We start from the raw sequence: 22,592 nt of genomic DNA, 5'->3' as shown, positions 1-22,592 counted from the left end.
CAATGAAAAAGGCTACACTTCGCCTTTGAAAACTCTATTCATCACTATAAAAGAGGCGAAGTCCACGTGGCTCAATTCGTTTATACCATGCATCGTGTCGGCAAAGTCGTTCCGCCGAAACGTCATATTCTTAAAAACATCTCACTGAGCTTCTTCCCTGGCGCCAAAATCGGTGTACTCGGTCTGAACGGCGCGGGTAAATCTACCCTGCTGCGCATCATGGCCGGCATTGATACCGATATCGAAGGTGAAGCTCGCCCACAGCCTGGCATTAAAATCGGTTACCTGCCGCAGGAGCCGAAACTGAACCCGGAACATACCGTTCGCGAATCCGTTGAAGAAGCGGTTGCAGAAGTGGTTAACGCGCTGAAAGGCCTGGATGAAGTGTACGCGAAGTACGCTGAGCCGGACGCTGACTTCGACAAACTGGCCGCGCAACAGGGCAAGTTTGAAGAGATTATTCAGGCCCATGACGGTCATAACCTGAACGTGCAGCTTGAGCGTGCCGCCGACGCCCTGCGTCTGCCGGACTGGGACGCTAAAATTGAGAATCTCTCCGGTGGTGAACGCCGCCGCGTCGCGCTGTGCCGCCTGCTGCTGGAAAAACCAGACATGCTGCTGCTCGACGAACCGACCAACCACCTGGATGCGGAATCCGTGGCATGGCTGGAACGCTTCCTGCACGATTTCGAAGGCACCGTAGTGGCGATCACCCACGACCGTTACTTCCTCGACAACGTAGCGGGTTGGATTCTGGAGCTTGACCGTGGTGAAGGTATTCCGTGGGAAGGCAACTACTCCTCCTGGCTGGAGCAGAAAGATCAGCGTCTGGCCCAGGAAGCCTCTCAGGAAGCGGCTCGCCGTAAATCCATTGAGAAAGAGCTGGAGTGGGTACGTCAGGGCGCTAAAGGCCGTCAGTCTAAGGGCAAAGCCCGTCTGGCGCGCTTTGAAGAGCTGAACAACACCGAATATCAGAAGCGTAACGAAACCAACGAACTGTTTATCCCACCTGGAGCTCGTCTGGGCGATAAAGTCGTTGAAGTCACCAATCTGCGTAAATCCTACGGCGATCGTGTGCTGATTGACGACCTGAGCTTCTCGGTACCGAAAGGCGCCATTGTCGGCATCATCGGTCCGAACGGCGCGGGTAAATCAACCCTGTTCCGTATGATGTCCGGTCAGGAACAGCCTGACAGCGGCACCATCACGCTGGGTGAAACCGTCAAACTGGCCTCCGTTGACCAGTTCCGTGATGCGATGGACAACAGCAAAACCGTATGGGAAGAAGTTTCCGGCGGGCTGGATATCATGCGTATCGGCAATACCGAAATGCCAAGCCGCGCCTACGTGGGCCGCTTCAACTTCAAAGGTGTGGATCAGGGCAAACGCGTCGGCGAGCTGTCCGGCGGTGAGCGTGGTCGTCTGCATCTGGCGAAGCTGCTGCAGGTTGGCGGCAACATGCTGCTGCTCGATGAACCAACCAACGACCTGGATATTGAAACCCTGCGCGCGCTGGAAAACGCCCTGCTGGAATTCCCGGGCTGCGCGATGGTTATCTCGCACGACCGTTGGTTCCTTGACCGTATCGCGACTCACATTCTGGATTACCAGGATGAAGGTAAGGTTGAGTTCTTCGAAGGTAACTTTACCGAATACGAAGAGTACAAGAAACGCACGCTTGGCGCGGATGCGCTGGAGCCGAAGCGTATTAAGTACAAGCGTATTTCGAAGTAATTACCGTTAAGCGCCGTATCCGGTCTACGAGGTTAGTGCGACTTGTAGGCCGGATAAGCGCAGCGCCATCCGGCATTTAAACTATCTCTGCTCGCCCATGAGCTCTTTCACCAACTCCACGCAGCGCAGGAATCGACCGTCGTAGTCCGGCTCCTGAACGTGCACAAAATTGATATTGTTTTCCTGCAGCATCTCAACCAGCAGCGTCTGAAACGCTTTTCTGTCAACCGAACTACCAAGGCTGCGCAAACCATCCGCCACCCACGGGGTGTTGTTTTCCAGTAGGATCACCAGGTCAAAGCGATACTCGTCAATCAGCGCCTGCACAAACGGGTGTTCACGCCCTTCATACTTTTTACAGAAGGCCTGAGTGGTCACGAAATCGGTGTCGATGAACGCCACTTTATTGGCATACTTAACAGCAAAATCAATGTATTGCGCTTGTCCCAGGGCGATCTTATCGTAGTCGGAATACTGCAACGCCATCTCATCGCCGCCCAAATGGGAGAAAACGTAATCACGCCCATATTCCCACGCACTGGTGGTGTTAAAGATGTTGGCGAGCTTGTTCACCAGCGTCGATTTGCCGCTCGACTCCCCGCCGAGGATCGCCACAGTACGTACGAAAAACGGCTTCACTTCGGTCGGTATATACTCCCAGTAGCGAAACGGGTTCTCACGAATTTGCCCGCCACTGATGCTCATAAACGTTCGCTTGGGATCCACCAGCACGGTTTCGATCCCCAGATGTTCCAGATACTGCGGGGCATCTGATTCTTCAGAAGTGTAGATCCAGTTTGGCTGGATCCCTTTCTCCTGCATAAACGTTTTGATCCCGTTGCTCCACACGTCCCAACCGTGCGGATACGGCTCCATGCCCTCTTCGTTGAAGGCATGAATACGGATATTTTTCTGATACTTAAAGGTTTGCAGCAGCCAGCGCAGGCGATCGGGTACCGTAGGCTGTTGCGACATGGCGCTGTCTTCAAACAGGCTGCGATCGCGCGTGTCGTCATAGCCCATGATGATATGCAGTTCATCAACCTGACTACATGCACGCTGGATAAGATAGATATGACCGGTGTGCAGCGGATAAAACTTACCGAATACCACACCAATATTTTTCTGCTGGCGTGGAAACTCCAGCCCAAGAAAGCGGTGCAATGCCTCCAGCTTTTGCGCACTGGGGCTTTTGATTTTGGCATTCAGCAGTTGGCTTAGGTATCCCTTGGTCATGCCACTGGCATCCGCCACCTGTTGCAGGGTACAGCCTTTTTGCTTTATGGCGGTTTTGAGATAGTCGAACGATGACACAAGAGCCTCCTGCTGGAAAAATCGCGTAACACTGCCTGATGGCGCTTCGCTTATCAGGCCTACAACATCAATCCGTAGGCCGGATAAGACGCATTGCGTCGCCATCCGGCAAATTATACAACATCACTGCATACAGAGGATTATAAGTCGTCAAACACGCTTAACGCATCCGCAAGCTTTTTAACGCCAAAGACCTGCATCCCTTCCGGTACTTTTTTCGGCACGTTGGCGGCGGGAACTATCGCCCGACGAAAGCCGTGCTTTGCCGCTTCCGAAATACGCTCCTGGCCGCTGGGTACCGGACGGATTTCGCCTGCCAGTCCTACTTCGCCAAAGACCACTAAGTCCTGCGGCAACGGCCTGTCGCGCAGGCTGGAAACCATTGCCAGCAGCAGCGCCAGGTCGGCGCTGGTTTCGGTGACTTTTACGCCGCCGACCACGTTGACGAACACGTCCTGATCCGCCATCTGCAAGCCGCCGTGACGATGCAGCACCGCCAGCAGAATCGCCAGGCGGTTCTGTTCCAGACCGACCGCCACGCGACGTGGGTTCGCCATCATTGAGTGATCGACCAATGCCTGAATCTCTACCAGCAGCGGACGCGTGCCTTCCCAGACCACCATCACTGAACTGCCGGAGGTGACTTCATCGCCACGGCTTAAGAAGATAGCGGAAGGGTTACTGACTTCACGCAACCCCTGTTCCGTCATGGCGAAGACGCCCAGCTCATTCACCGCGCCAAAGCGGTTTTTATGGCTACGCAGTGTACGGAAGCGGGAATCGGCATCACCGTCGAGCAGCACCGAGCAGTCGATACAGTGCTCCAGCACCTTCGGCCCGGCCAGCGATCCGTCTTTGGTGACATGACCAACCATCACAATCGCCACGCCGCGCGTTTTGGCAAAACGCGTCAGGTAGGCCGCCGTTTCGCGCACCTGCGCCACGCTGCCCGGCGAAGACTGAATATCCGCCATGTGCATCACCTGAATGGAGTCGATCACCATCAGTTTCGGTTGTTCTTCTTCGGCAATCAGGCAAATTTGTTCGATACTGGTTTCTGACAGCATGTTCAGATTCGCCGTCGGCAGGCCAAGCCGGTGCGCGCGCATCGCTACCTGTTGCAGCGACTCTTCGCCGGTGACGTACAGGGTTTTCATCTGCTCAGCAAGCTTGCACAGCGTTTGCAGCAGCAGCGTTGATTTCCCCGCGCCGGGGTTACCGCCAATCAGAATGGCGCTGCCGGGTACCACCCCGCCGCCCAGCACGCGGTCAAACTCTTTAAATCCGGTGGAAAAACGCGGCAGTTCCTCAAGGCTGATGTCAGACAGCTTCTGCACTTTTGCGACGCCCGCATTCCCGGCATAGCCACTGAGCCGCTCGTTACGCGCCACCGTCGGCGACGCGGCAAGGCGTACCTCGGTAATGGTGTTCCAGGCCTGGCAGGCGCTGCATTGCCCCTGCCAGCGCGGGTAATCGGCCCCGCATTCATTACAAACAAAGGCGCGTTTTGGAGCTTTTGCCACGTTTTACCTCGTTATTTCTGGTTCATGCTGCCGGAGAGAATGCAGAACACGCCCATCAGGTCAGCATGACGGATAGTAATTTCCGTCTTTTCATTCACTTTCGGTTTGGCATGATACGCAATACCCAATCCGGCCGTTTTGATCATCGGCAGGTCGTTGGCGCCGTCGCCGATCGCTACCGTCTGCGCGATCGGGATCTCATACTCCTGCGCCAGTCGGGTCAATGTATTGGCTTTGTACTGCGCATCGACGATATCACCGATCACATTGCCGGTGAATTTACCGTCCATGATCTCCAGCTCGTTTGCCACAGCCGCCGTCAGACGCAGTTTGTTACGCAGATAATCGGCAAAGAAGGTAAAGCCGCCGGAGGCGATTGCCACTTTCCAGCCGAGCGTTTCCAGTTTTAACACCAGTTGAGTCAGGCCAGGCATCAGCGGAAGTGTTTCGCGCACCTGGTGCAAAATATTGGCATCAGCGCCCTTCAGCGTCGCCACGCGGCTGCGCAGGCTGGCGGTAAAGTCCAGTTCGCCACGCATCGCGCGTTCGGTGACTTCGGCAACCATTTCGCCGGTTCCGGCCAGTTTAGCAATTTCATCAATACACTCGATCTGGATTGCCGTCGAGTCCATGTCCATCACCAGTAAACCCGGCGTGCGCAGATGTGGAATTTTACCCAGCGGTGCAACATCCAGTCTGGCGTCATGCGCCAGTTTTGCCGCGCGTGGCGTTAATGAGCCCGCCAGACGAATCACCTGATAATCTTCAACGCACCACGCCGCCACGATCACCATCGCTGCGCCCAGTTTACTCTGGTATTGCGTTAACCGTTGCTTATCCAGCCCACGACCGTACAGCAGCCAGCCACTACGGCCCGCGTGGTAATCCAGCGGCATCACTTCATCACCGCTTAAAGAGAGGGGCAGACCTGGCCACAGAGAGACATCTTCAGGTAGATCGCACCAGGTAATGTTAGGCATTAAAGCTCCTGTAAAATCGTTCGGGTCGGAATCATCAGGGGAAAATAACGCATGAGGCTACCCTGTAACCAGCGCTTCTGGCAACATTAAGTCTCAAATTTTCAGCAGGTGGAATATGGCTCGCACAAAACTGAAATTCCGACTTCATCGTGCAGTGATTGTATTGTCCTGCCTTGCGCTGCTCGTCGCTCTGATGCAGGGGGCTTCCTGGTTTAGTCAAAGCCACCAGCAGCAGCGTAATCCTCAGCTCGAAGAGCTGGCGCGCACGCTGGCTCGCCAGGTCGCGTTAAACGTCGCCCCATTGATGCGTACCGAAACGCCGGATGAAAAGCGCATTAAGGCGGTGCTCACGCAACTGACGGAGAGTAGCCGTATTCTGGACGCTGGCGTGTACGACGAACAGGGAGACCTGATTACGCGCACCGGTGAGAGCGTCAATGTTCGTGACCGGCTGGCGCTCGACGGCAAAAAAGCCGGGGGATATTTTAACCAGCAGATTGTCGAACCCATCCAGGGGAAAAATGGTCCGCTGGGCTATCTACGCCTGACGCTGGATACCCACACGCTCGCGACCGAAGCCAAGCAGGTGGATAACACCACCAACATCTTACGCCTGATGCTGCTTCTGTCGCTGGCAATCGGCGTGGTGCTGACCCGTACCTTATTGCAAGGTAAGCGTACCCGCTGGCAGCAATCCCCTTTCCTGCTGACCGCCAACAAACCGGTGCAGGAAGAAGAAAACGAGAAAAAAGAGTAAAAACAGTAAAATAAAGGGAAATCAACCATGACCACATTACGCCTGCTTATCTCAGACTCTTACGATCCGTGGTTTAACCTCGCGGTCGAAGAGTGCATTTTTCGCCAGATGCCCGCCACGCAGCGCGTCTTGTTCTTATGGCGTAACGCCGATACGGTGGTGATTGGCCGGGCGCAAAACCCGTGGAAAGAGTGTAATACCCGGCGTATGGAGGAAGACAACGTGCGGCTCGCCCGTCGCAGTAGCGGCGGCGGCGCGGTATTCCATGACTTAGGCAATACTTGCTTTACCTTTATGGCCGGTAAGCCAGAGTACGACAAAACCATCTCCACCGCGATTGTCCTTAATGCTCTGAACGCGCTGGGCGTAGAGGCCGACGCCTCCGGGCGTAACGATCTGGTGGTCAAAACGCCGGACGGCGATCGCAAGGTTTCCGGCTCTGCTTATCGGGAAACGAAAGATCGCGGATTCCACCACGGCACGCTGCTGTTGAACGCGGATTTAAGCCGCCTGGCAAACTATCTCAATCCCGATAAAAAGAAACTTGCCGCCAAAGGCATCACCTCGGTTCGCTCGCGGGTGGCGAATTTAACGGAGCTGTTGCCGGGCATTACCCATCAACAGGTCTGTCAGGCCATTACGGAAGCCTTTTTTACCCACTACGGCGAACGTGTCGAAGCGGAAATTATCTCGCCGGATAAAACGCCGGATCTGCCGAACTTTGCCGACACCTTTGCCCGCCAGAGCAGTTGGGAGTGGAATTTTGGTCAGGCACCTGCATTCTCGCACCTGCTTGACGAGCGTTTCACCTGGGGCGGCGTCGAGCTACATTTCGACGTCGAAAAAGGTCATATCACCCGTACGCAGGTGTTTACCGACAGCCTCAATCCCGCGCCGTTAGAAGCGCTGGCGGGTCGTCTGCAAGGATGCTTGTACCGTGCTGATATGCTGCAACAGGAGTGCGAGGCGCTGCTGGTTGATTTCCCGGAGCAAGAAAAAGAGTTACGCGAGCTGTCGGCATGGATTGCCGGAGCGGTGCGTTAAGCACTGGCCTGAAAATGCCGGATGGCGGCGACGCCTTATCCGGCCTACGAGAAGAATGGTAAGCCCGGTCAGCTCAGAGCCACCGGGCAAACAACGCTTACTCTTTATCGCCCAGCAGAACGGATTCCAGTGCGATTTTGATCATGTCGTTGAAGGTCGTCTGACGTTCAGCCGCAGTGGTTTGCTCGTGAGTACGGATATGGTCGGATACGGTGCAGATGGTCAGAGCTTTCGCACCAAACTCAGCCGCGACGCCGTAGATACCCGCCGCTTCCATTTCCACACCCAGCACGCCGTATTTTTCCATCACGTCGAACATTTCGCCGTCCGGAGAGTAGAACAGGTCAGCGGAGAACAGGTTGCCCACGCGCGCGTCTACGCCCAGCGCTTTTGCCGCATCAACCGCGTTACGCACCATGTCGAAATCAGCAATAGCGGCGAAGTCATGATCTTTAAAACGGATACGGTTAACTTTGGAGTCGGTGCAGGCACCCATACCGATAACCACGTCACGCAGTTTAACGTCCATACGCACAGCGCCGCAGGAACCTACGCGAATGATTTTCTTCACGCCGAAATCGGTGATCAACTCTTTGGTGTAGATGGAGCAGGACGGGATACCCATACCGTGACCCATTACGGAGATCTTACGGCCTTTATAAGTACCGGTGAAACCTAACATGCCGCGCACGTTATTCACTTCACGAACATCTTCGAGGAAAGTTTCAGCAATATGCTTTGCACGCAGCGGGTCGCCCGGCATCAATACGACGTCAGCGAAATCACCCATTTCTGCATTAATATGTGGAGTTGCCATTTTTTATCCTTATTTCGTTGTTATTGCCTGATGGCGACTACGCCTTATCAGGCCTACAAAACGTATCCAAATACCCTAAGGATTTCGCGTTGTAGGAAGGCGACGAATTCGTGTATCCCCGGGAGCATAGATTCACTATGTGACCGGGGTGAGCGAATGAAGTCAACGCATCTACAGCGCGAAAGACAACGGGTATTACAGCATGTTTTTACCGTAGTCCATCGGCGACGTACCAAAGTAGCTCGCCAGCGTCTGACCGATATCCGCGAAGGTTTCACGGTGACCTAAAGAGCCAGGTTTAACTTTCGGGCCGTAGACCAGTACCGGAATGTGCTCACGGGTGTGGTCAGTGCCGGTCCAGCTCGGGTCGCAGCCGTGGTCGGCGGTCAGGATCAGAATGTCATCTTCACCTACCAGCTCCATCAGCTCTGGCAGACGGCGGTCAAACAGTTCCAGACCCGCTGCGTAACCGGCGATATCGCGACGATGTCCCCATGAAGAGTCGAAATCAACGAAGTTGGTGAAGACGATGGTCTTATCACCGGCTTCTTTCATCTCTTTGATGGTGGCGTCGAACAGCGCGTCCAGACCGGTGGCTTTCACTTTTTTAGTGATGCCGCAGTTAGCGTAGATATCCGCGATTTTACCGACGGAAACCACGTGACCGTCTTTCTCGTCGACCAGTTTCTGCAGCACGGTCGGTGCTGGCGGCTCAACGGCCAGATCGTGACGGTTACCGGTACGCTGGAAGTTACCGGCTTTATCACCGATAAACGGACGTGCGATAACACGACCGATGTTGTAACCACCTTCGGTCAGTTCCTCACGAGCGATTTCGCACAGCTCGTAGAGTTTATCCAGGCCAAAAGTCTCTTCGTGGCAGGCAATCTGGAACACGGAGTCAGCGGAGGTATAGAAAATCGGCTTGCCGGTTTTCATATGCTCTTCACCCAGTTGATCCAGGATCACGGTACCGGAAGAGTGGCAGTTGCCGAGGTAGCCCGGCAGGTTGGCACGTTTTACCAGCTTATCCAGCAGTTCCTGCGGGAAGCTGTTTTCATGATCGGAGAAATAACCCCAGTCAAACAGAACCGGAACACCGGCGATTTCCCAGTGACCAGACGGTGTATCTTTCCCGGAAGAGAGTTCATGCGCCCATGCATAGGCGCCAATGACTTCCGCGTTACCGTCCATGCCAGCAGCAATTTTACCGGTAGAACCTTCGTGAGCTTTCACCAGGCCCAGACGGGTCAGGTTAGGCAGAGTCAGTGGGCCTTTGCGACCATTGTCAGCTTCACCTTTCGCACAGGCTTCTGCAATGTGTCCCATAGTGTCTGAGCCTACGTCGCCAAAGCGATCCGCATCTTCAGTCGCACCAATACCAAAGGAGTCCAGCACCATAATAAATGCACGTTTCATATTAATCTCCGTACCTTTTGCGCCGCAAAAAAGCGATCAGATCAGTATACAATTATTCGGTTATACGACGATAGACTGTCGGTGTAATTTCTGGCGCTTTATCGTCAAGGCTGATTGCCGCTTTGACCGCTTTCGCCGCTTCCTGCCAGCTGGCTTCATCTTTCGCGTGGATCACCGCCAGCGGACGCTGTCCATCTACGCTGTCGCCCAAACGCGCCATGTCGCTAAAGCCAACGCTGTAATCAATGGTGTCCGAAGCCTGACGACGACCGCCGCCCATGGAAACGACCGCCATTCCCAGCGCACGAGTATCCATGGCGCTAACAAAGCCTTCGGTATCAGCATATACCGCTTTGCTGAGCATTGCCGTCGGCAGGTACTTCGCATAATTTTCGACGAAATCGGTCGGTCCTTTCTGCGCCGCAACCATGCGACCAAAAATCTCTGCCGCTTTACCGTTATCCAACACCGCCTGCAATTTCGCACGGGCTTCGGCGTCATCTTTCGCCAGTTTGCCGGAGATCAGCATTTCCACGCACAGCGCCATGGTGACGTCTAACAGACGTGGATTGCGGTATTCACCGGTCAGGAACTGCACCGCTTCGCGGACTTCTACCGCGTTACCAGCGCTCGAGGCCAGTACCTGGTTCATATCGGTTAACAGCGCGGTGGTACGTACACCCGCCCCGTTCGCCACGCCGACAATCGCTTCGGCAAGGGCTTCAGAAAGCTCGTAGGTCGGCATAAAGGCGCCGCTGCCTACTTTCACATCCATCACCAACGCATCCAGCCCTTCCGCCAGCTTTTTCGCCAGGATGGAGCCGGTAATCAGCGGGATGGAATCCACGGTCGCGGTAATATCGCGGGTGGCATAAAAACGTTTATCCGCCGGTGCGAGCGAGCTGGTTTGCCCAATAATCGCCACACCCACGTCTTTAATAATTTCACGGAAACGCGCGTCGTCCGGGAAGATATCAAACCCAGGAATCGCTTCCAGTTTATCGAGCGTACCGCCGGTGTGCCCCAGGCCACGCCCGGAGATCATCGGAATATAGCCGCCACAGGCAGCAACCATCGGGCCTAACATCAGTGACGTTACGTCACCTACGCCGCCGGTAGAGTGTTTATCCACAATCGGGCCGTTCAGCTGCAGGCTTTTCCAGTCCAGCACGGTTCCTGAATCACGCATTGCCATGGTCAGCGAAACTCGCTCAGGCATTGTCATATCGTGGAAGAAAATGGTCATCGCCAGGGCGGCGATTTGTCCTTCAGAGATGGTGTTGTCGCGAATACCATTGATAAAGAAACGAATTTCTTCATCGCTCAGCGCGTGACCATCACGTTTTTTACGAATAATTTCTTGTGCGAGAAACACGGTAACCCCCGATTAATCAGGTTAAATGCTGCGGAAAACCCACTGCAATGAATGATTACTCTTAATAATCCAAGCCGTTGTAGGCCGGGTAAGCAACGCGCACCCGGCAGTCGTACTGATGCCGGATGGCGGCTGCGCCTTATCCGGCCTACGATGGGCAATTCAAACTTAGTAGCTGCTTGCGCTCTTACCGTCGCCATGACCCAGCGCTTTCAGCAGGCTCGCCAGCAGGCTGGATGCGCCAAAACGATAGTGACGAGAATCAGCCCAGTCAGCGCCAAACAGTTCGTCGGCAATCGCCAGGAACTGCTGTGCATCTTCTGCAGTACGCACGCCGCCAGCCGGTTTGAAACCTACGGTTTTAGAAACACCCATGTCGCGGATCACTTCCATCATGATGCGAGCGCTTTCAGGGGTCGCATTGACCGGCACTTTACCGGTAGAGGTTTTGATGAAATCAGCACCGGCTTTGATGGAGATTTCAGACGCTTTGCGAATCAGGGCTTCTTCTTTCAGTTCACCGGTTTCGATGATCACTTTCAGCAGCACGTTTGCCGCCGCGCACGCGTCTTTACAGGCTTTAACCAGATCAAAACCAACCTGCTCGTTACCCGCGATCAGCGCACGATACGGGAACACCACGTCAACTTCATCTGCACCGTAGGCTATCGCCGCGCGGGTTTCAGCCAGCGCAATCTCGATGTCGTCGTTGCCGTGCGGGAAGTTGGTGACGGTGGCAATACGGATGTCCGGCGTGCCCTGCTCTTTCAGAGTCTTACGCGCAACAGGAATGAAACGTGGATAGATGCAAATTGCTGCCGTGTTGCCAACCGGGGTCTTCGCCTGATGACACAGCGCGATCACTTTTTCATTGGTGTCGTCATCATTCAGGGTGGTCAGGTCCATCAGTTTCAGTGCACGCAGGCTGCTTGCTGTTAAATCGGTCATAACATTCTCCAACGGCATCGCCGTATAAAATTTCACCTTGCGAGTTTGTTAGTATTCTAACATCCGCTCGCTATTACACTTCGATATACATCACAGTTAATGAAAACCACATACAGATTTGCATTACTCTAATGAGATCTACTTCAAATAAATAACCTTTCCTGAGGGGATGCGGTGGCATCAGGCGCATCCGGATCAAAGGTTGTGGTGGCGTTGCTTTCTACAATGGCGTTACACCTTCGGGATAAAAAGGAATCAACGATGCCCACTTCAAGCGAACTCGCGCTGCAACAGCGTTGCCAACAAATCGTGACCAGTCCGGTGCTCAGCCCTGAGCAGAAACGCCATTTTCTGGCGCTGGAGGCTGAAAACGCGCTGCCTTATCCGCAACTGCCTGCTGAGGCACGCCAGGCGCTGGATGACGGGGTGATCTGCGATATGTACGAAGGTCACGCCCCGTTCAAACCGCGCTATGTCTTACCCGACTATGCGCGTTTTCTGGCCAACGGTTCATCGTGGCTGGAGCTGGAAGGTGCCAGCGATCTTGATGATGCGTTGTCCTTGCTCACCATCCTGTACCACCACGTTCCGTCAGTGACCTCAATGCCGGTCTATCTCGGTCAGCTCGACGCCCTGTTGCAACCATATGTTAGAATTCTAACACAAGAAGAGATCGATATTCGAATAAAACGTTTCTGGCGTTATCTCGACAGAACCCTGCCAGACGCGTTTATGCATGCCAACATCGGCCCCGCCGATACGCCAGTCACCCGAGCGATTTTACGTGCAGATGCAGAGCTAAAGCAGGTTTCACCTAATCTGACATTTATTTATGATCCGCAAATTACCCCTGACGATCTGCTGCTCAACGTGGCGCAAAATATCTGCGAGTGCAGTAAGCCGCACATTTCCAACGGCCCTGAAAATGATAAAATTTTCACAAAAGGTCAGTATGGCGTCGTCAGCTGTTACAACTCGTTGCCGCTCGCCGGAGGCGGAAGCACGCTGGTCAGGCTTAATCTGAAAGCCATCGCAGAGCGCAGTACCTCTGTCGATGACTTCTTTACGCGCACCCTACCGCACTATTGCCAACAGCAAATCGCCATCATTGATTCACGATGTGAATTCCTTTATGAAAAATCACATTTCTTTGAGAATAGCTTCCTCGTGCAGGAAGGGTTGATTGATCCCGAACGTTTTGTGCCTATGTTCGGCATGTATGGCCTGGCGGAGGCGGTGAACCTGCTGTGCGATAAGGCGGGGGAGAACGCGCGCTACGGCAAAGATGCGTTCGCCAATCAGCTCGGCTATCGTATCAGCGCCCAACTGGCGGAGTTTGTCGAAAGCACCCCGGTGAAATATGGCTGGAATCAGCGTGCGATGCTGCATGCGCAGTCAGGGATCAGTTCTGACATCGGCACCACGCCGGGCGCGCGTCTGCCCTACGGCGATGAGCCGGACCCGATCACCCATCTGCAAACCGTCGCGCCGCATCACGCGTTTTATCACGCCGGGATCAGCGACATTCTCACGCTGGATGAAACCATCAAACGTAATCCTCAGGCGCTGGTGCAACTGTGCCTCGGGGCGTTTAAAGCCGGAATGCGCGAGTTTACCGCCAACGTGAGCGGCAACGATCTGGTCCGCGTCACCGGCTATATGGTCCGCCTGTCGGATCTGGAAAAATATCGTGCCGCAGGTTCACGCACCAACACCACCTGGCTTGGTGAAGAAGCCGCGCGCAATACGCGCATTCTGGAACGACAACCTCGCGTGATTAGCCATGAACAGCAGATGCGCTTCAGTAAGTAGGCTGATTCCTTTCTCCTGCGTCGACGGGCCGGGCAGTCGCCTGGCTCTGTTTCTGCAAGGATGTAATCTGCGCTGTAAAAATTGCCACAACCCGTGGACGATGGGGCGCTGCAACGACTGCGGGGAGTGTGTACTGCATTGCCCGCATGAAGCGCTGAGCCTGAGCGCGGGGAAAGTATGGTGGCAGTCCGACGTGTGTCAGCAGTGCGATACCTGCCTGCACCTGTGCCCCCAGCAGGCCACGCCGATGGCGCAGAACATGAGCGTTGATGAGGTGCTGGAGCATATTCGCAAGGCAGTGCTGTTTATTGAAGGAATTACGGTCAGCGGCGGCGAAGCAACCACCCAGCTACCGTTTATCGTGGCGCTGTTTAGCGCGATCAAAACCGATCCACTGTTGCAACACCTGACCTGCATGGTAGACAGCAACGGCATGCTAAGCGAAACCGGCTGGCAAAAATTGTTGCCGGTGTGCGACGGCGTGATGCTTGATTTAAAAGCCTGGGACAGCGTGTGTCATCGACAGCTAACTGGCCGCGATAACACGCTGATTAAACAGAGCATTACCTTTTTGTCCGGGCAGGGAAAACTGGCGGAGCTGCGCCTGCTGGTGATTCCTGGTCAGGTGGATTATCTGCAGCATATCGATGCGCTGGCGGCGTTTATCAAGCGTTCAGGTGATGTACCGGTACGGCTGAATGCCTTTCATGCGCACGGGGTGTATGGCGAAGCGAAAGACTGGCCGAGTGCAACGCCGGAGGATGTCGAGCAACTGGCGCAAGGGCTACGCGAACGCGGTGTGAATAATATGATCTTCCCAGCGCTGTACCTGTGAAATGCCGGATGGCGGCTATGCCTTATCCGGCCTACACATGAGGTCAGTCCGTAGGCCGGATAAGACGCTTTTGCGTCGCATCCGGCACGCAACAATCACACAGTAAACAACGCGGTCGTATTGCGATACAGCGCGTCAGCGATCACATCTGCAGGTTCCGGGCGCAGCTCGCATAAGACGTCAAACACTCTGACTACCTGCTCAGGGCGGTTGGGCTGTCCCTGAAAGCCGTTGAGCGGCATATCCGGCGCGTCGGTTTCCAGCAGCAGCGAGTCCAGCGGCAGTTGCGCCATTACCTCGCGGGTTTTACTGGCCCGCGGATAAGTAATGGTGCCGCCCACGCCAATTTTGTACCCCAGTTGCACAAAGCGTTCGGCCTGCTGCACGCTTCCGGAAAACCCATGCACCACGCCTGTTCGTGGCAAAGCATGGCGTTTAAGGTGCATCGCCAGCTTGTCATGAGTGCGCCGCGAATGCAGGATCACCGGCAATTCGTAACGCTTCGCCAGCTTAAGCTGCGCTTCCAGCAGCCGCTCTTGCTTGTCGAATTGCGGATCGTCCCGATACAGATCCAGCCCAATTTCGCCTACTGCCACCAGCTTTTTGGGACGCTTATCCAGCGCCTGCTGCAACTGTTCCAGGCAATCATCACCATGCTGTTCAATGACAATCGGGTGCAGCCCCAGGGCAGCAAACAATGAAGGATAATGTTCCGCTAACGCCAGTACGCGGGGAAAATTTGCCGCCTGGGTAGCCGGAACGATAATGCTTTGCACGCCGACGTCAGCCGCGCGCTGAATGCTGGCAGATTCATCGCCGGTAAACGGTGGGAAATCAAAATGACAATGCGTATCGATAAAACGATAACTCACGCCAAATCCTCATTATCAAACGTCGTGTCGTTCGCCTGAGGCGCATTGGCTACCACAGGCGCGTGGGCGTCGTTGGCCACCGGCGCGGGAGGAACCACCACCGGCCCCGGCACCACAATCTTCGGCGTCTGACGAGGCAGCGGTGCATTTTTCGCCAGCAGTTTGCCGACTGTCGCCAGGAAGTAACGACCACACAGGCGTCCTGTCTTGTAATCTTCCCGCAGCGCCGGAATACGGCTTCCCAACGCCATACTATGGAGCGGCTTGGGTGGATAGATCTCAAAGATGCGCAGTTTACCCGGCGGTTTCTCAATAAAACTTTGGATCGCGCGATAGCTGTCTTCATGGTGCTGGACCAGATTCAATAACGGTTGCAGACTGCTTTCGCCCAGCCAGCGTTCCATACGTTTGAACCACTGTGGCGTATAGTACATTTGCGAGGGTACTGTGCGGATAACCACCAGCGTTTTTGCTCCGTGCTTCGCCGCCTCTTGCACCGGTATGGCGTCGCTGACGCCACCATCAAGATAGTTCACGCCATCGAGCGCAACTCCTGTGCGGTAGAATCCGGGAATCGCGCTGGAAGCACGGATAAGATCGAGCCAATTTTGCCGATTCGGCGAAAAATAGCCCGGCGTGTAGTCATCGCCCCGACAGGCGCACATATAAAACGCTTTCCCTGCGGCAAACAGGCGCTCGGCGTTATCCATTGCCAGCGGCATCTGGGAGGCGGTCGAATCCACCAGCCAGTCGAGATCGATTAAGTTTCCCCCGCGCACAAAGCGCACCGGATCAAAAAACTCACGTCGGGTAGTGTAACGCATGATGACTTTACGACCGTAACCAGGCTGGTTACAGAGATAAGCTGAAAGGTTTTGCGCGCCAGCGGACGTCCCGTAGAAGAGATCAAAGGGATTGAACTGCGCCCGCATGAATTCATCCAGTACGCCAGCGGTGAAAATGCCTCTTTGTCCCCCGCCTTCGCACACCAGCGCCATACTGCCTGGTTGAAACGGACGTAACGATAACGGCGCGATATTACCGAGCGTGACAGGTATTCTCTGCCCCACCTCTGCCTTCCTGTTGTTTTTTTAATAGGAGAACAAAGTAACGCAAAATGCCTGCCGCTAAAACCGTAAAAGCCAGTCCGCTGGACTGGCTGAGTAGCAAGATATCTTTACGGTTTACTTACTAGGGTCGTTTACGCCCGGTAAACAGGCTGACCAGAAACAGAATGATCCCCACCACAAAAACAATTTTCGCTGCGCCTGCAGCGGTACCCGCCAGTCCACCAAAACCCAGTGCAGCGGCAATTAACGCGATAACCAGAAATATGATGCCCCATCGAAACATGTGCTTCTCCTTTACCATAGTTAATGTCACCGCTTGATATGAGCACTCAGGCTGCCCATCGGCGATATTTTCAGTGTGGTGCACAACACGCCTCCCGACAAACGTCAGGAGGACGAATTAAGTCTAATTAGTGAGTTTTAAGATCGTTTTTGACGCTTTTCACGCCATCAATTGCTTTGGCGATGCTCTCAGCGCGATCGCTTTGAGCCTGTGATTCAACGGTTCCTGAAAGCTGTACCACGCCATCGGTGGTTTCAACCTTCACTTTGCGGGAAGGGACAATATCATCGGCCAACAGTTTGGCTTTTACCTCACTGGTGATTGCCGTATCGCCCGCATAGCCTTTTACAGAAGTATCTTTGCTATCACGCACGTGTAATTTGTCGCTGACGGAGGTCACACCCTCTACGCCTTTCGCCACTTTCACCGCCTCTTCGGCTTGTGCCTGGCTTTCAACAAACCCGCTTAGCGTCACCACCTTCTGATCGGTTTTGACGGAAATATCGGTGCTCTTAATGCTATCGTGGTCCACCAGCGCGGCTTTCACTTTCGCGGTGATGGTGCTGTCATCCATGAAATTACCGACTTTGTTCATAGAGCTATCGACTTTCTGCCCCGCACTTTCGACGCCGGATTGCGCTTTATCCGTCGTGGAGTTTTCTGCAAAAGCAGAACCCGTTGCAACAGCGGAAGTCAGCATCACGGCCAGCAGCGTTTTAGAAATCTTAAGTCCTGTCATTGTCATCGATGTATTCCTGTATGTTTGCTAAAAGCTATGCTCTGCCGTTATAGGGCTTGAGCCAGCAACTAATCTTGTAAGTGGAATAAATATCAGCAATAGAAGCTGCAACAGGCAGCCTAAAAAGCATTTAACGCCGACATTTATGTCATCACATTGTTAAATATAGTTCAGGATTTCGTGATCGCAGTCCAGATTGACTAAAAAACAGGCAAACAAAAGAAAAATGAGAGGTTTTAAGAACATTCCGCAAGGGATTTAAAAGACAGGGAAAGTTGCAGGGCACGGCGGATACCGTGCCCTGGAAGGTCGATTAGTGTTCGCGCGTTTTGCGGAACTGAACGTCAGGGTAACGTTCCTGGGTGAGATTCAGGTTAACCATGGTCGGCGCAATATAGGTGAGGTTATCGCCGCCATCCAGCGCCAGCTGAATTTCGTTTTTACGCTTGAATTCTTCGAATTTCTTCACGTCAGAACACTCTACCCAGCGCGCAGTCGCCACGTTGACCGACTCATAAATCGCTTCAACGTTGTATTCGCTCTTCAGGCGTGAAACCACCACGTCGAACTGCAGCACACCGACAGCGCCCACGATCAAATCGTTATTGGCGATCGGACGGAAGACCTGCACTGCACCCTCTTCTGACAGCTGAACCAGCCCTTTCAGCAGCTGTTTCTGCTTCAGCGGATCCTTCAGGCGAATACGACGGAACAGCTCCGGCGCGAAGTTCGGAATACCGGTGAACTTCATCATTTCGCCCTGGGTGAAGGTATCACCAATCTGGATAGTGCCGTGGTTGTGCAGACCAAGAATATCGCCCGGATACGCTTCTTCCACGTGAGAACGGTCACCGGCCATAAAGGTCAGCGCATCGGAGATAACCACGTCTTTACCAATGCGCACCTGGCGCATTTTCATGCCTTTCTCGTACTTACCGGACACCACGCGCATGAACGCCACGCGGTCACGGTGTTTCGGGTCCATGTTGGCCTGAATTTTAAACACGAAGCCGGTGAACTTCTCTTCGGAAGCCTCAACGACGCGGGTGTCGGTTTTACGCGGCATCGGCGCAGGTGCCCACTCCACTAAACCGTCCAGCATATGGTCAACGCCGAAGTTACCCAGCGCGGTACCGAAGAAGACCGGGGTGATTTCGCCTGCGAGGAACAGCTCATGGTCGAATTCGTTAGACGCGCCCTGCACCAGCTCCAGTTCGTCACGCAACTGCTGCGCCAGGTCTTCGCCCACGGCAGCATCAAGTTCCGGGTTGTTCAGACCTTTAACAATGCGGACTTCCTGAATGGTATGGCCTTTACCCGTCTGGTACAGGTAAGTTTCGTCTTTATATAAGTGATAGACGCCTTTGAACAACTTACCGCAGCCAATCGGCCAGGTGATCGGCGCACAGCCGATTTTCAGTTCGTTCTCGACTTCATCCAGCAGCTCCATCGGATCGCGGATGTCACGGTCGAGTTTGTTCATAAAGGTCAGGATTGGCGTATCGCGCAGACGGGTAACTTCCATCAGCTTACGGGTCCTGTCCTCAACGCCTTTTGCGGCGTCAATAACCATCAGGCAGCAGTCCACCGCCGTCAGGGTACGGTAAGTATCTTCGGAGAAGTCTTCGTGCCCCGGGGTATCCAGCAGGTTGACCAGGCAGTCATGGTACGGGAACTGCATTACGGAGGTGGTAATCGAGATACCACGCTGCTTTTCCATTTCCATCCAGTCAGATTTGGCATGCTGGCTGGAGCCACGGCCTTTTACCGTACCGGCGGTCTGAATCGCCTGTCCGAATAACAGTACCTTTTCAGTAATTGTCGTTTTACCGGCATCCGGGTGAGAAATAATGGCAAAAGTGCGGCGTTTGGCCACCTCTTGCAAATAAGGAGACAACGTCATAGTCAAATCTTCTTAGGTAAGCACGGCAACGGGCCGTGCAAGTTGAATACGAAAAATTGCGGCTATTTTACCCATCAACGGGGGGGAGGCAATCAGTGTTTACACAGGAGTTGCTCCAGTTCGCTTAATGACGCTACGGTCCAGGTGGGCTGAATGCCCGCTGGCTGCTCGCGGTGGTGCGTATTTAGCCAGCAGGTGGATAGCCCAGCGTTAATGCCGCCAAGAATATCGGACTCTGCGGTGTCACCCACCATCAGCACACGGGAACGGTCAGGATTGCCCGCCTGCTCCAGCGCATGGTCAAAAATACGGGGATCGGGTTTTGCCACGCCAACCTGCTCAGAAATCACCAGCAGGTCGAAATAGTCGCGCAGCCCCGTCCGCTCAAGGCGGATTTGTTGCAACGCCGTAAAGCCGTTAGTAATGATGCCGATTTTCGCTTTACCACGAATCGCATTGAGCAGAGAAACCGCCCCTGGCAACGGCGAGCAGATTTCCGCCATCGCATTGATGAATGCGTCGTTAAGCTGGCCTGGCTCGACCTTCAGGCGTTCAGCCCAGCTCTGGAAACGGGCATGCTGCAGTTGTAATGAGGTAATCGCGCCGTTTTGATAATCCACCCACAGCGGTTTATTTACAGCCTGGTAGTCCTGAAAATCTTCAGCGGTAAAAGTAATGCTATAGTCGAGAAACATCCGCTGTAAGCCGGTAAACGAGTCAAACGTAAACAGCGTTTCGTCGGCATCAAAGAAAATCCAGTCCCACTTCTTCATCATTACACCTTGTCTTACATGCTGATTGGTAATGCCATGATAATGGCATCTTCATGACCATCGGCCGTCGGATAGTAATTGCGCCGGATCGTTGCCTCATTAAAGCCCAGGCTTTCATATAGCGCGATAGCGGCAGCATTTGAGGCGCGCACCTCAAGCCACAGGGTCAAAATGCCACGCTTTTCCAGCTCATCGATCAGGTGCTCCAGCAGCTCACGCCCCAGGCCCCGGCGCTGAAAGTCAGGATCAACGGCGATATTGAACAGCGTAGCTTCATCCAGCACGACCTGCGTAATCGCAAAGGCGGCCATCACGTCGCCAACCCTCAACTGAAAATTGAGGTAGCGATCGCCCTGGTTGCTGGCAAATGTTTTTTCACTCCACGGAAAAGCGTGGGCGCGTTTTTCAATCTGAAATGCTGCAGGTAAATCAGTCGGCTCGAGGGAAGAAATCGTGTTCATATGCGCAGATTTGTTGCCATAACGCGGCGCGGGCCGCTGGGTTTTCCCGTAATTCATTAAACGCAGGACTCGCGACCTGAGCGCCCTCCAGCAGCAGCGGCTCATCGGTTCCCAGCCGCCAGCTATTACAGCGGCTGCCCTGCGGCAGCATGGCGACACGGTCAGGCGTCAGTTGTAAAACCTGATCCGGGCTGACGGTTAATGCGCGTAAAATATCGCTCATCAACGGTTCGGTTAGCGCGGGTAACTGTGCAGCAACCATCACCAAACGGACATGCGCAGGAATTGAAATCGCGATCTCGCCCTGCAGTGCGCCAGGACGACGCAACGACCACTGCGTAATGCCCAGTTGCTGTAACTGCCAGTCTCGTCGGGATGTCATAGCGAAACACTCCTGTAATCAGGGGCGCAAATATAGCAAATTTGTCGAATCCGCGCCATCAAACAACTATAATCCCCCGCTGTACAATTTAAGGAGCACTCCATGTCTGCTTTTACCCCGGCAAGTGAAGTCTTGCTGCGCCACAGTGATGATTTCGAACAAAGCCGTATTCTGTTTGCCGGTGATTTGCAGGATGACCTGCCTGCCCATTTTGAAAGCGCCGCCAGCCGTGCGCACACTCAGCAGCTTCACCACTGGCAGGTGCTTAACCGCCAGATGGGCGACAACGTTCGCTTCAGCCTCGTCGCGCAGGCCGATGACGTCGGCGATAGCGATACGTTAATCTACTACTGGCCGAAGAATAAGCCGGAAGCCCAGTTCCAGTTGATGAACCTTCTTTCGCTGTTACCGGTAGGTACTGATATTTTTGTGGTGGGTGAGAACCGCAGCGGCGTACGTAGCGCAGAGCAGATGCTGGCCGAATACGCGCCGCTGAACAAAGTCGACAGCGCGCGTCGCTGTGGCCTGTACCATGGTCGTCTGGAAAAACAGCCGGTCTTTGATGCCGAAAAATACTGGGATGAATACCAGACCGAAAATCTGACCATCAAAACGCTGCCGGGCGTATTCAGCCGCGACGGCCTGGATGTTGGCAGCCAACTGCTGCTCTCCACGCTGACGCCACACACCAAAGGCAAAGTTCTGGATGTCGGCTGTGGCGCGGGCGTACTCTCCGTCGCGTTAGCCAGCCACTCGCCAAAAGTGCGCTTAACCCTGTGCGATGTTAGCGCCGTCGCGGTTGAAGCCAGCCGCGCAACGCTTGCCGCCAACGGGATTGAAGGTGACGTCATCGCCAGTAACGTCTTTTCTGACGTGACGGGTCGCTTTGATATGATCATCTCCAACCCACCGTTCCACGATGGGATGCAGACCAGCCTCGATGCCGCGCAGACGCTGATTCGCGGCGCAGTGCGCCACCTCAACAGCGGCGGTGAGCTGCGTATCGTGGCGAACGCCTTCCTGCCTTATCCGAAGGTACTGGATGAAGTGTTTGGCTTCCACGAAGTTATCGCGCAGACCGGGCGCTTTAAGGTCTATCGCACCGTTATGACGCGCCAGGCGAAAAAAGCCTGACCGATCCAGGCCGGATAAGGCGTTTACACCGCCATCCGACGTGACACCGATCAACGCCGGATAGCGCTAGCGCTTATCCGGCCTGGATAAAACGCCAAACCCCGAAGAAACGCCTTTTTTTTCGGCAATCACGTTAAGTTCGATAATTAACTGTTGACGCCCTGCATAAAATCTCTAGAATTCGCCCCCGTGGTAACGATACTTTTTGAGTGTCGATGGTATGCGAAGGTGGCGGAATTGGTAGACGCGCTAGCTTCAGGTGTTAGTGTCCTTTCGGACGTGGGGGTTCAAGTCCCCCCCCTCGCACCATAATCCACGTTGATATTGCTCGCACTGGGCGAAGGTGGCGGAATTGGTAGACGCGCTAGCTTCAGGTGTTAGTGTCCTTAGGATGTGGGGGTTCGAGTCCCCCCCCTC

The 22,592-nt window shown here is 54.3% G+C and carries 21 protein-coding genes and 1 tRNA gene; 7 read left to right on the top strand and 15 right to left on the bottom strand.

Going from position 1 to position 22,592, the window contains the following annotated elements:
• The first annotated feature begins 66 nt into the window (after positions 1-66).
• On the top strand, positions 67-1,734 hold the full coding sequence (gene ettA, locus OGV80_RS04590) for an energy-dependent translational throttle protein EttA (RefSeq protein WP_043018346.1): 1,668 nt from the start codon (positions 67-69) through the stop codon (positions 1,732-1,734).
• 81 nt (positions 1,735-1,815) lie between these two features.
• On the opposite strand, the gene nadR is transcribed toward ettA, so the two are convergent.
• From nadR to serB, 3 genes are all read right to left on the bottom strand, one after another.
• A complete protein-coding gene (gene nadR / locus OGV80_RS04585; RefSeq protein ID WP_043018345.1) occupies positions 1,816-3,048 on the bottom strand; it encodes a multifunctional transcriptional regulator/nicotinamide-nucleotide adenylyltransferase/ribosylnicotinamide kinase NadR in 1,233 nt (410 codons plus the stop codon).
• Positions 3,049-3,188: 140 nt separating this feature from the next.
• Positions 3,189-4,571, bottom strand: a complete 1,383-nt coding sequence (gene radA / locus OGV80_RS04580; protein WP_003829944.1) for a DNA repair protein RadA — start codon at positions 4,569-4,571, stop codon at positions 3,189-3,191.
• 11 nt (positions 4,572-4,582) lie between these two features.
• Entirely contained in the window at positions 4,583-5,551 is a 969-nt protein-coding gene (gene serB / locus OGV80_RS04575; RefSeq protein WP_043018343.1) for a phosphoserine phosphatase, read from the bottom strand.
• Between the two features lie 115 nt (positions 5,552-5,666).
• Between serB and OGV80_RS04570 the strand changes: the two genes are divergently transcribed.
• Both OGV80_RS04570 and lplA read left to right on the top strand, forming a co-directional pair.
• Positions 5,667-6,308: a YtjB family periplasmic protein gene (locus OGV80_RS04570; RefSeq protein WP_087052209.1), complete on the top strand. Its 642-nt coding sequence runs from the start codon at positions 5,667-5,669 to the stop codon at positions 6,306-6,308.
• Positions 6,309-6,335: 27 nt separating this feature from the next.
• Positions 6,336-7,352 carry a lipoate--protein ligase gene (lplA, locus tag OGV80_RS04565; RefSeq protein WP_043018341.1) on the top strand — a complete coding sequence of 339 codons (1,017 nt, stop codon included), beginning with the start codon at positions 6,336-6,338 and terminating at the stop codon, positions 7,350-7,352.
• A gap of 97 nt (positions 7,353-7,449) precedes the next feature.
• On the opposite strand, the gene deoD is transcribed toward lplA, so the two are convergent.
• The 4 genes from deoD to deoC form a co-directional block, all read right to left on the bottom strand.
• Positions 7,450-8,169: a purine-nucleoside phosphorylase gene (gene deoD, locus OGV80_RS04560; RefSeq protein WP_000224864.1), complete on the bottom strand. Its 720-nt coding sequence runs from the start codon at positions 8,167-8,169 to the stop codon at positions 7,450-7,452.
• A gap of 195 nt (positions 8,170-8,364) precedes the next feature.
• The gene (gene deoB / locus OGV80_RS04555) at positions 8,365-9,588 is read right to left on the bottom strand and encodes a phosphopentomutase (RefSeq protein ID WP_043018340.1); all 1,224 of its coding nucleotides are present in this window, start codon (positions 9,586-9,588) and stop codon (positions 8,365-8,367) included.
• A gap of 52 nt (positions 9,589-9,640) precedes the next feature.
• Positions 9,641-10,963 (bottom strand): thymidine phosphorylase, encoded by a 1,323-nt coding sequence (gene deoA / locus OGV80_RS04550; RefSeq protein WP_043018339.1) that lies wholly within the window; start codon positions 10,961-10,963, stop codon positions 9,641-9,643.
• A 168-nt stretch (positions 10,964-11,131) separates the two neighbouring features.
• Complete coding sequence (gene deoC / locus OGV80_RS04545) at positions 11,132-11,911, bottom strand: deoxyribose-phosphate aldolase (protein WP_042312514.1); 780 nt, start codon at positions 11,909-11,911, stop codon at positions 11,132-11,134.
• A gap of 261 nt (positions 11,912-12,172) precedes the next feature.
• Between deoC and OGV80_RS04540 the strand changes: the two genes are divergently transcribed.
• Both OGV80_RS04540 and OGV80_RS04535 read left to right on the top strand, forming a co-directional pair.
• Positions 12,173-13,723 carry a YjjI family glycine radical enzyme gene (locus OGV80_RS04540; protein ID WP_047406362.1) on the top strand — a complete coding sequence of 517 codons (1,551 nt, stop codon included), beginning with the start codon at positions 12,173-12,175 and terminating at the stop codon, positions 13,721-13,723.
• Positions 13,695-14,558 carry a YjjW family glycine radical enzyme activase gene (locus tag OGV80_RS04535; RefSeq protein WP_075145240.1) on the top strand — a complete coding sequence of 288 codons (864 nt, stop codon included), beginning with the start codon at positions 13,695-13,697 and terminating at the stop codon, positions 14,556-14,558. The genes OGV80_RS04540 and OGV80_RS04535 overlap by 29 nt, the downstream gene beginning before the upstream one ends.
• A gap of 95 nt (positions 14,559-14,653) precedes the next feature.
• Here OGV80_RS04535 and OGV80_RS04530 read toward each other — a convergent pair whose 3' ends face one another.
• The 8 genes from OGV80_RS04530 to holD all read right to left on the bottom strand — a co-directional run bounded on the left by OGV80_RS04530 (position 14,654) and on the right by holD (position 21,041).
• Positions 14,654-15,430 (bottom strand): metal-dependent hydrolase, encoded by a 777-nt coding sequence (locus OGV80_RS04530; RefSeq protein ID WP_075145241.1) that lies wholly within the window; start codon positions 15,428-15,430, stop codon positions 14,654-14,656.
• Entirely contained in the window at positions 15,427-16,500 is a 1,074-nt protein-coding gene (locus OGV80_RS04525) for a patatin-like phospholipase family protein (protein WP_043018334.1), read from the bottom strand. The genes OGV80_RS04530 and OGV80_RS04525 overlap by 4 nt, the downstream gene beginning before the upstream one ends.
• Before the next feature lie 121 nt (positions 16,501-16,621).
• Positions 16,622-16,783, bottom strand: coding sequence for a DUF1328 domain-containing protein (locus OGV80_RS04520; protein ID WP_003019081.1), 162 nt, complete (start codon positions 16,781-16,783; stop codon positions 16,622-16,624).
• Positions 16,784-16,910: 127 nt separating this feature from the next.
• Positions 16,911-17,528: a molecular chaperone OsmY gene (gene osmY, locus OGV80_RS04515; protein ID WP_043018333.1), complete on the bottom strand. Its 618-nt coding sequence runs from the start codon at positions 17,526-17,528 to the stop codon at positions 16,911-16,913.
• 307 nt (positions 17,529-17,835) lie between these two features.
• Complete coding sequence (prfC, locus tag OGV80_RS04510) at positions 17,836-19,425, bottom strand: peptide chain release factor 3 (protein WP_016151601.1); 1,590 nt, start codon at positions 19,423-19,425, stop codon at positions 17,836-17,838.
• 92 nt (positions 19,426-19,517) lie between these two features.
• Entirely contained in the window at positions 19,518-20,198 is a 681-nt protein-coding gene (gene yjjG, locus OGV80_RS04505; RefSeq protein ID WP_043018332.1) for a pyrimidine 5'-nucleotidase, read from the bottom strand.
• Positions 20,199-20,212: 14 nt separating this feature from the next.
• A complete protein-coding gene (gene rimI, locus OGV80_RS04500; protein WP_043018331.1) occupies positions 20,213-20,659 on the bottom strand; it encodes a ribosomal protein S18-alanine N-acetyltransferase in 447 nt (148 codons plus the stop codon).
• Entirely contained in the window at positions 20,628-21,041 is a 414-nt protein-coding gene (gene holD / locus OGV80_RS04495) for a DNA polymerase III subunit psi (protein WP_047406371.1), read from the bottom strand. Before holD ends, rimI begins: the two co-directional genes overlap by 32 nt.
• Before the next feature lie 102 nt (positions 21,042-21,143).
• Between holD and rsmC the strand changes: the two genes are divergently transcribed.
• The gene (gene rsmC / locus OGV80_RS04490) at positions 21,144-22,175 is read left to right on the top strand and encodes a 16S rRNA (guanine(1207)-N(2))-methyltransferase RsmC (protein WP_286513827.1); all 1,032 of its coding nucleotides are present in this window, start codon (positions 21,144-21,146) and stop codon (positions 22,173-22,175) included.
• A 222-nt stretch (positions 22,176-22,397) separates the two neighbouring features.
• Positions 22,398-22,484, top strand: a tRNA-Leu gene (locus OGV80_RS04485).
• Positions 22,485-22,592 lie beyond the last annotated feature (108 nt).

The sequence above is a fragment of the Citrobacter sp. Ce119 genome (assembly GCF_030334525.1).
In the GTDB taxonomy this organism is placed as follows: domain Bacteria; phylum Pseudomonadota; class Gammaproteobacteria; order Enterobacterales; family Enterobacteriaceae; genus Citrobacter; species Citrobacter europaeus.
Note: the sequence above shows the minus strand (reverse complement) of the source record. Positions and strands in the feature narration are given on the sequence as shown.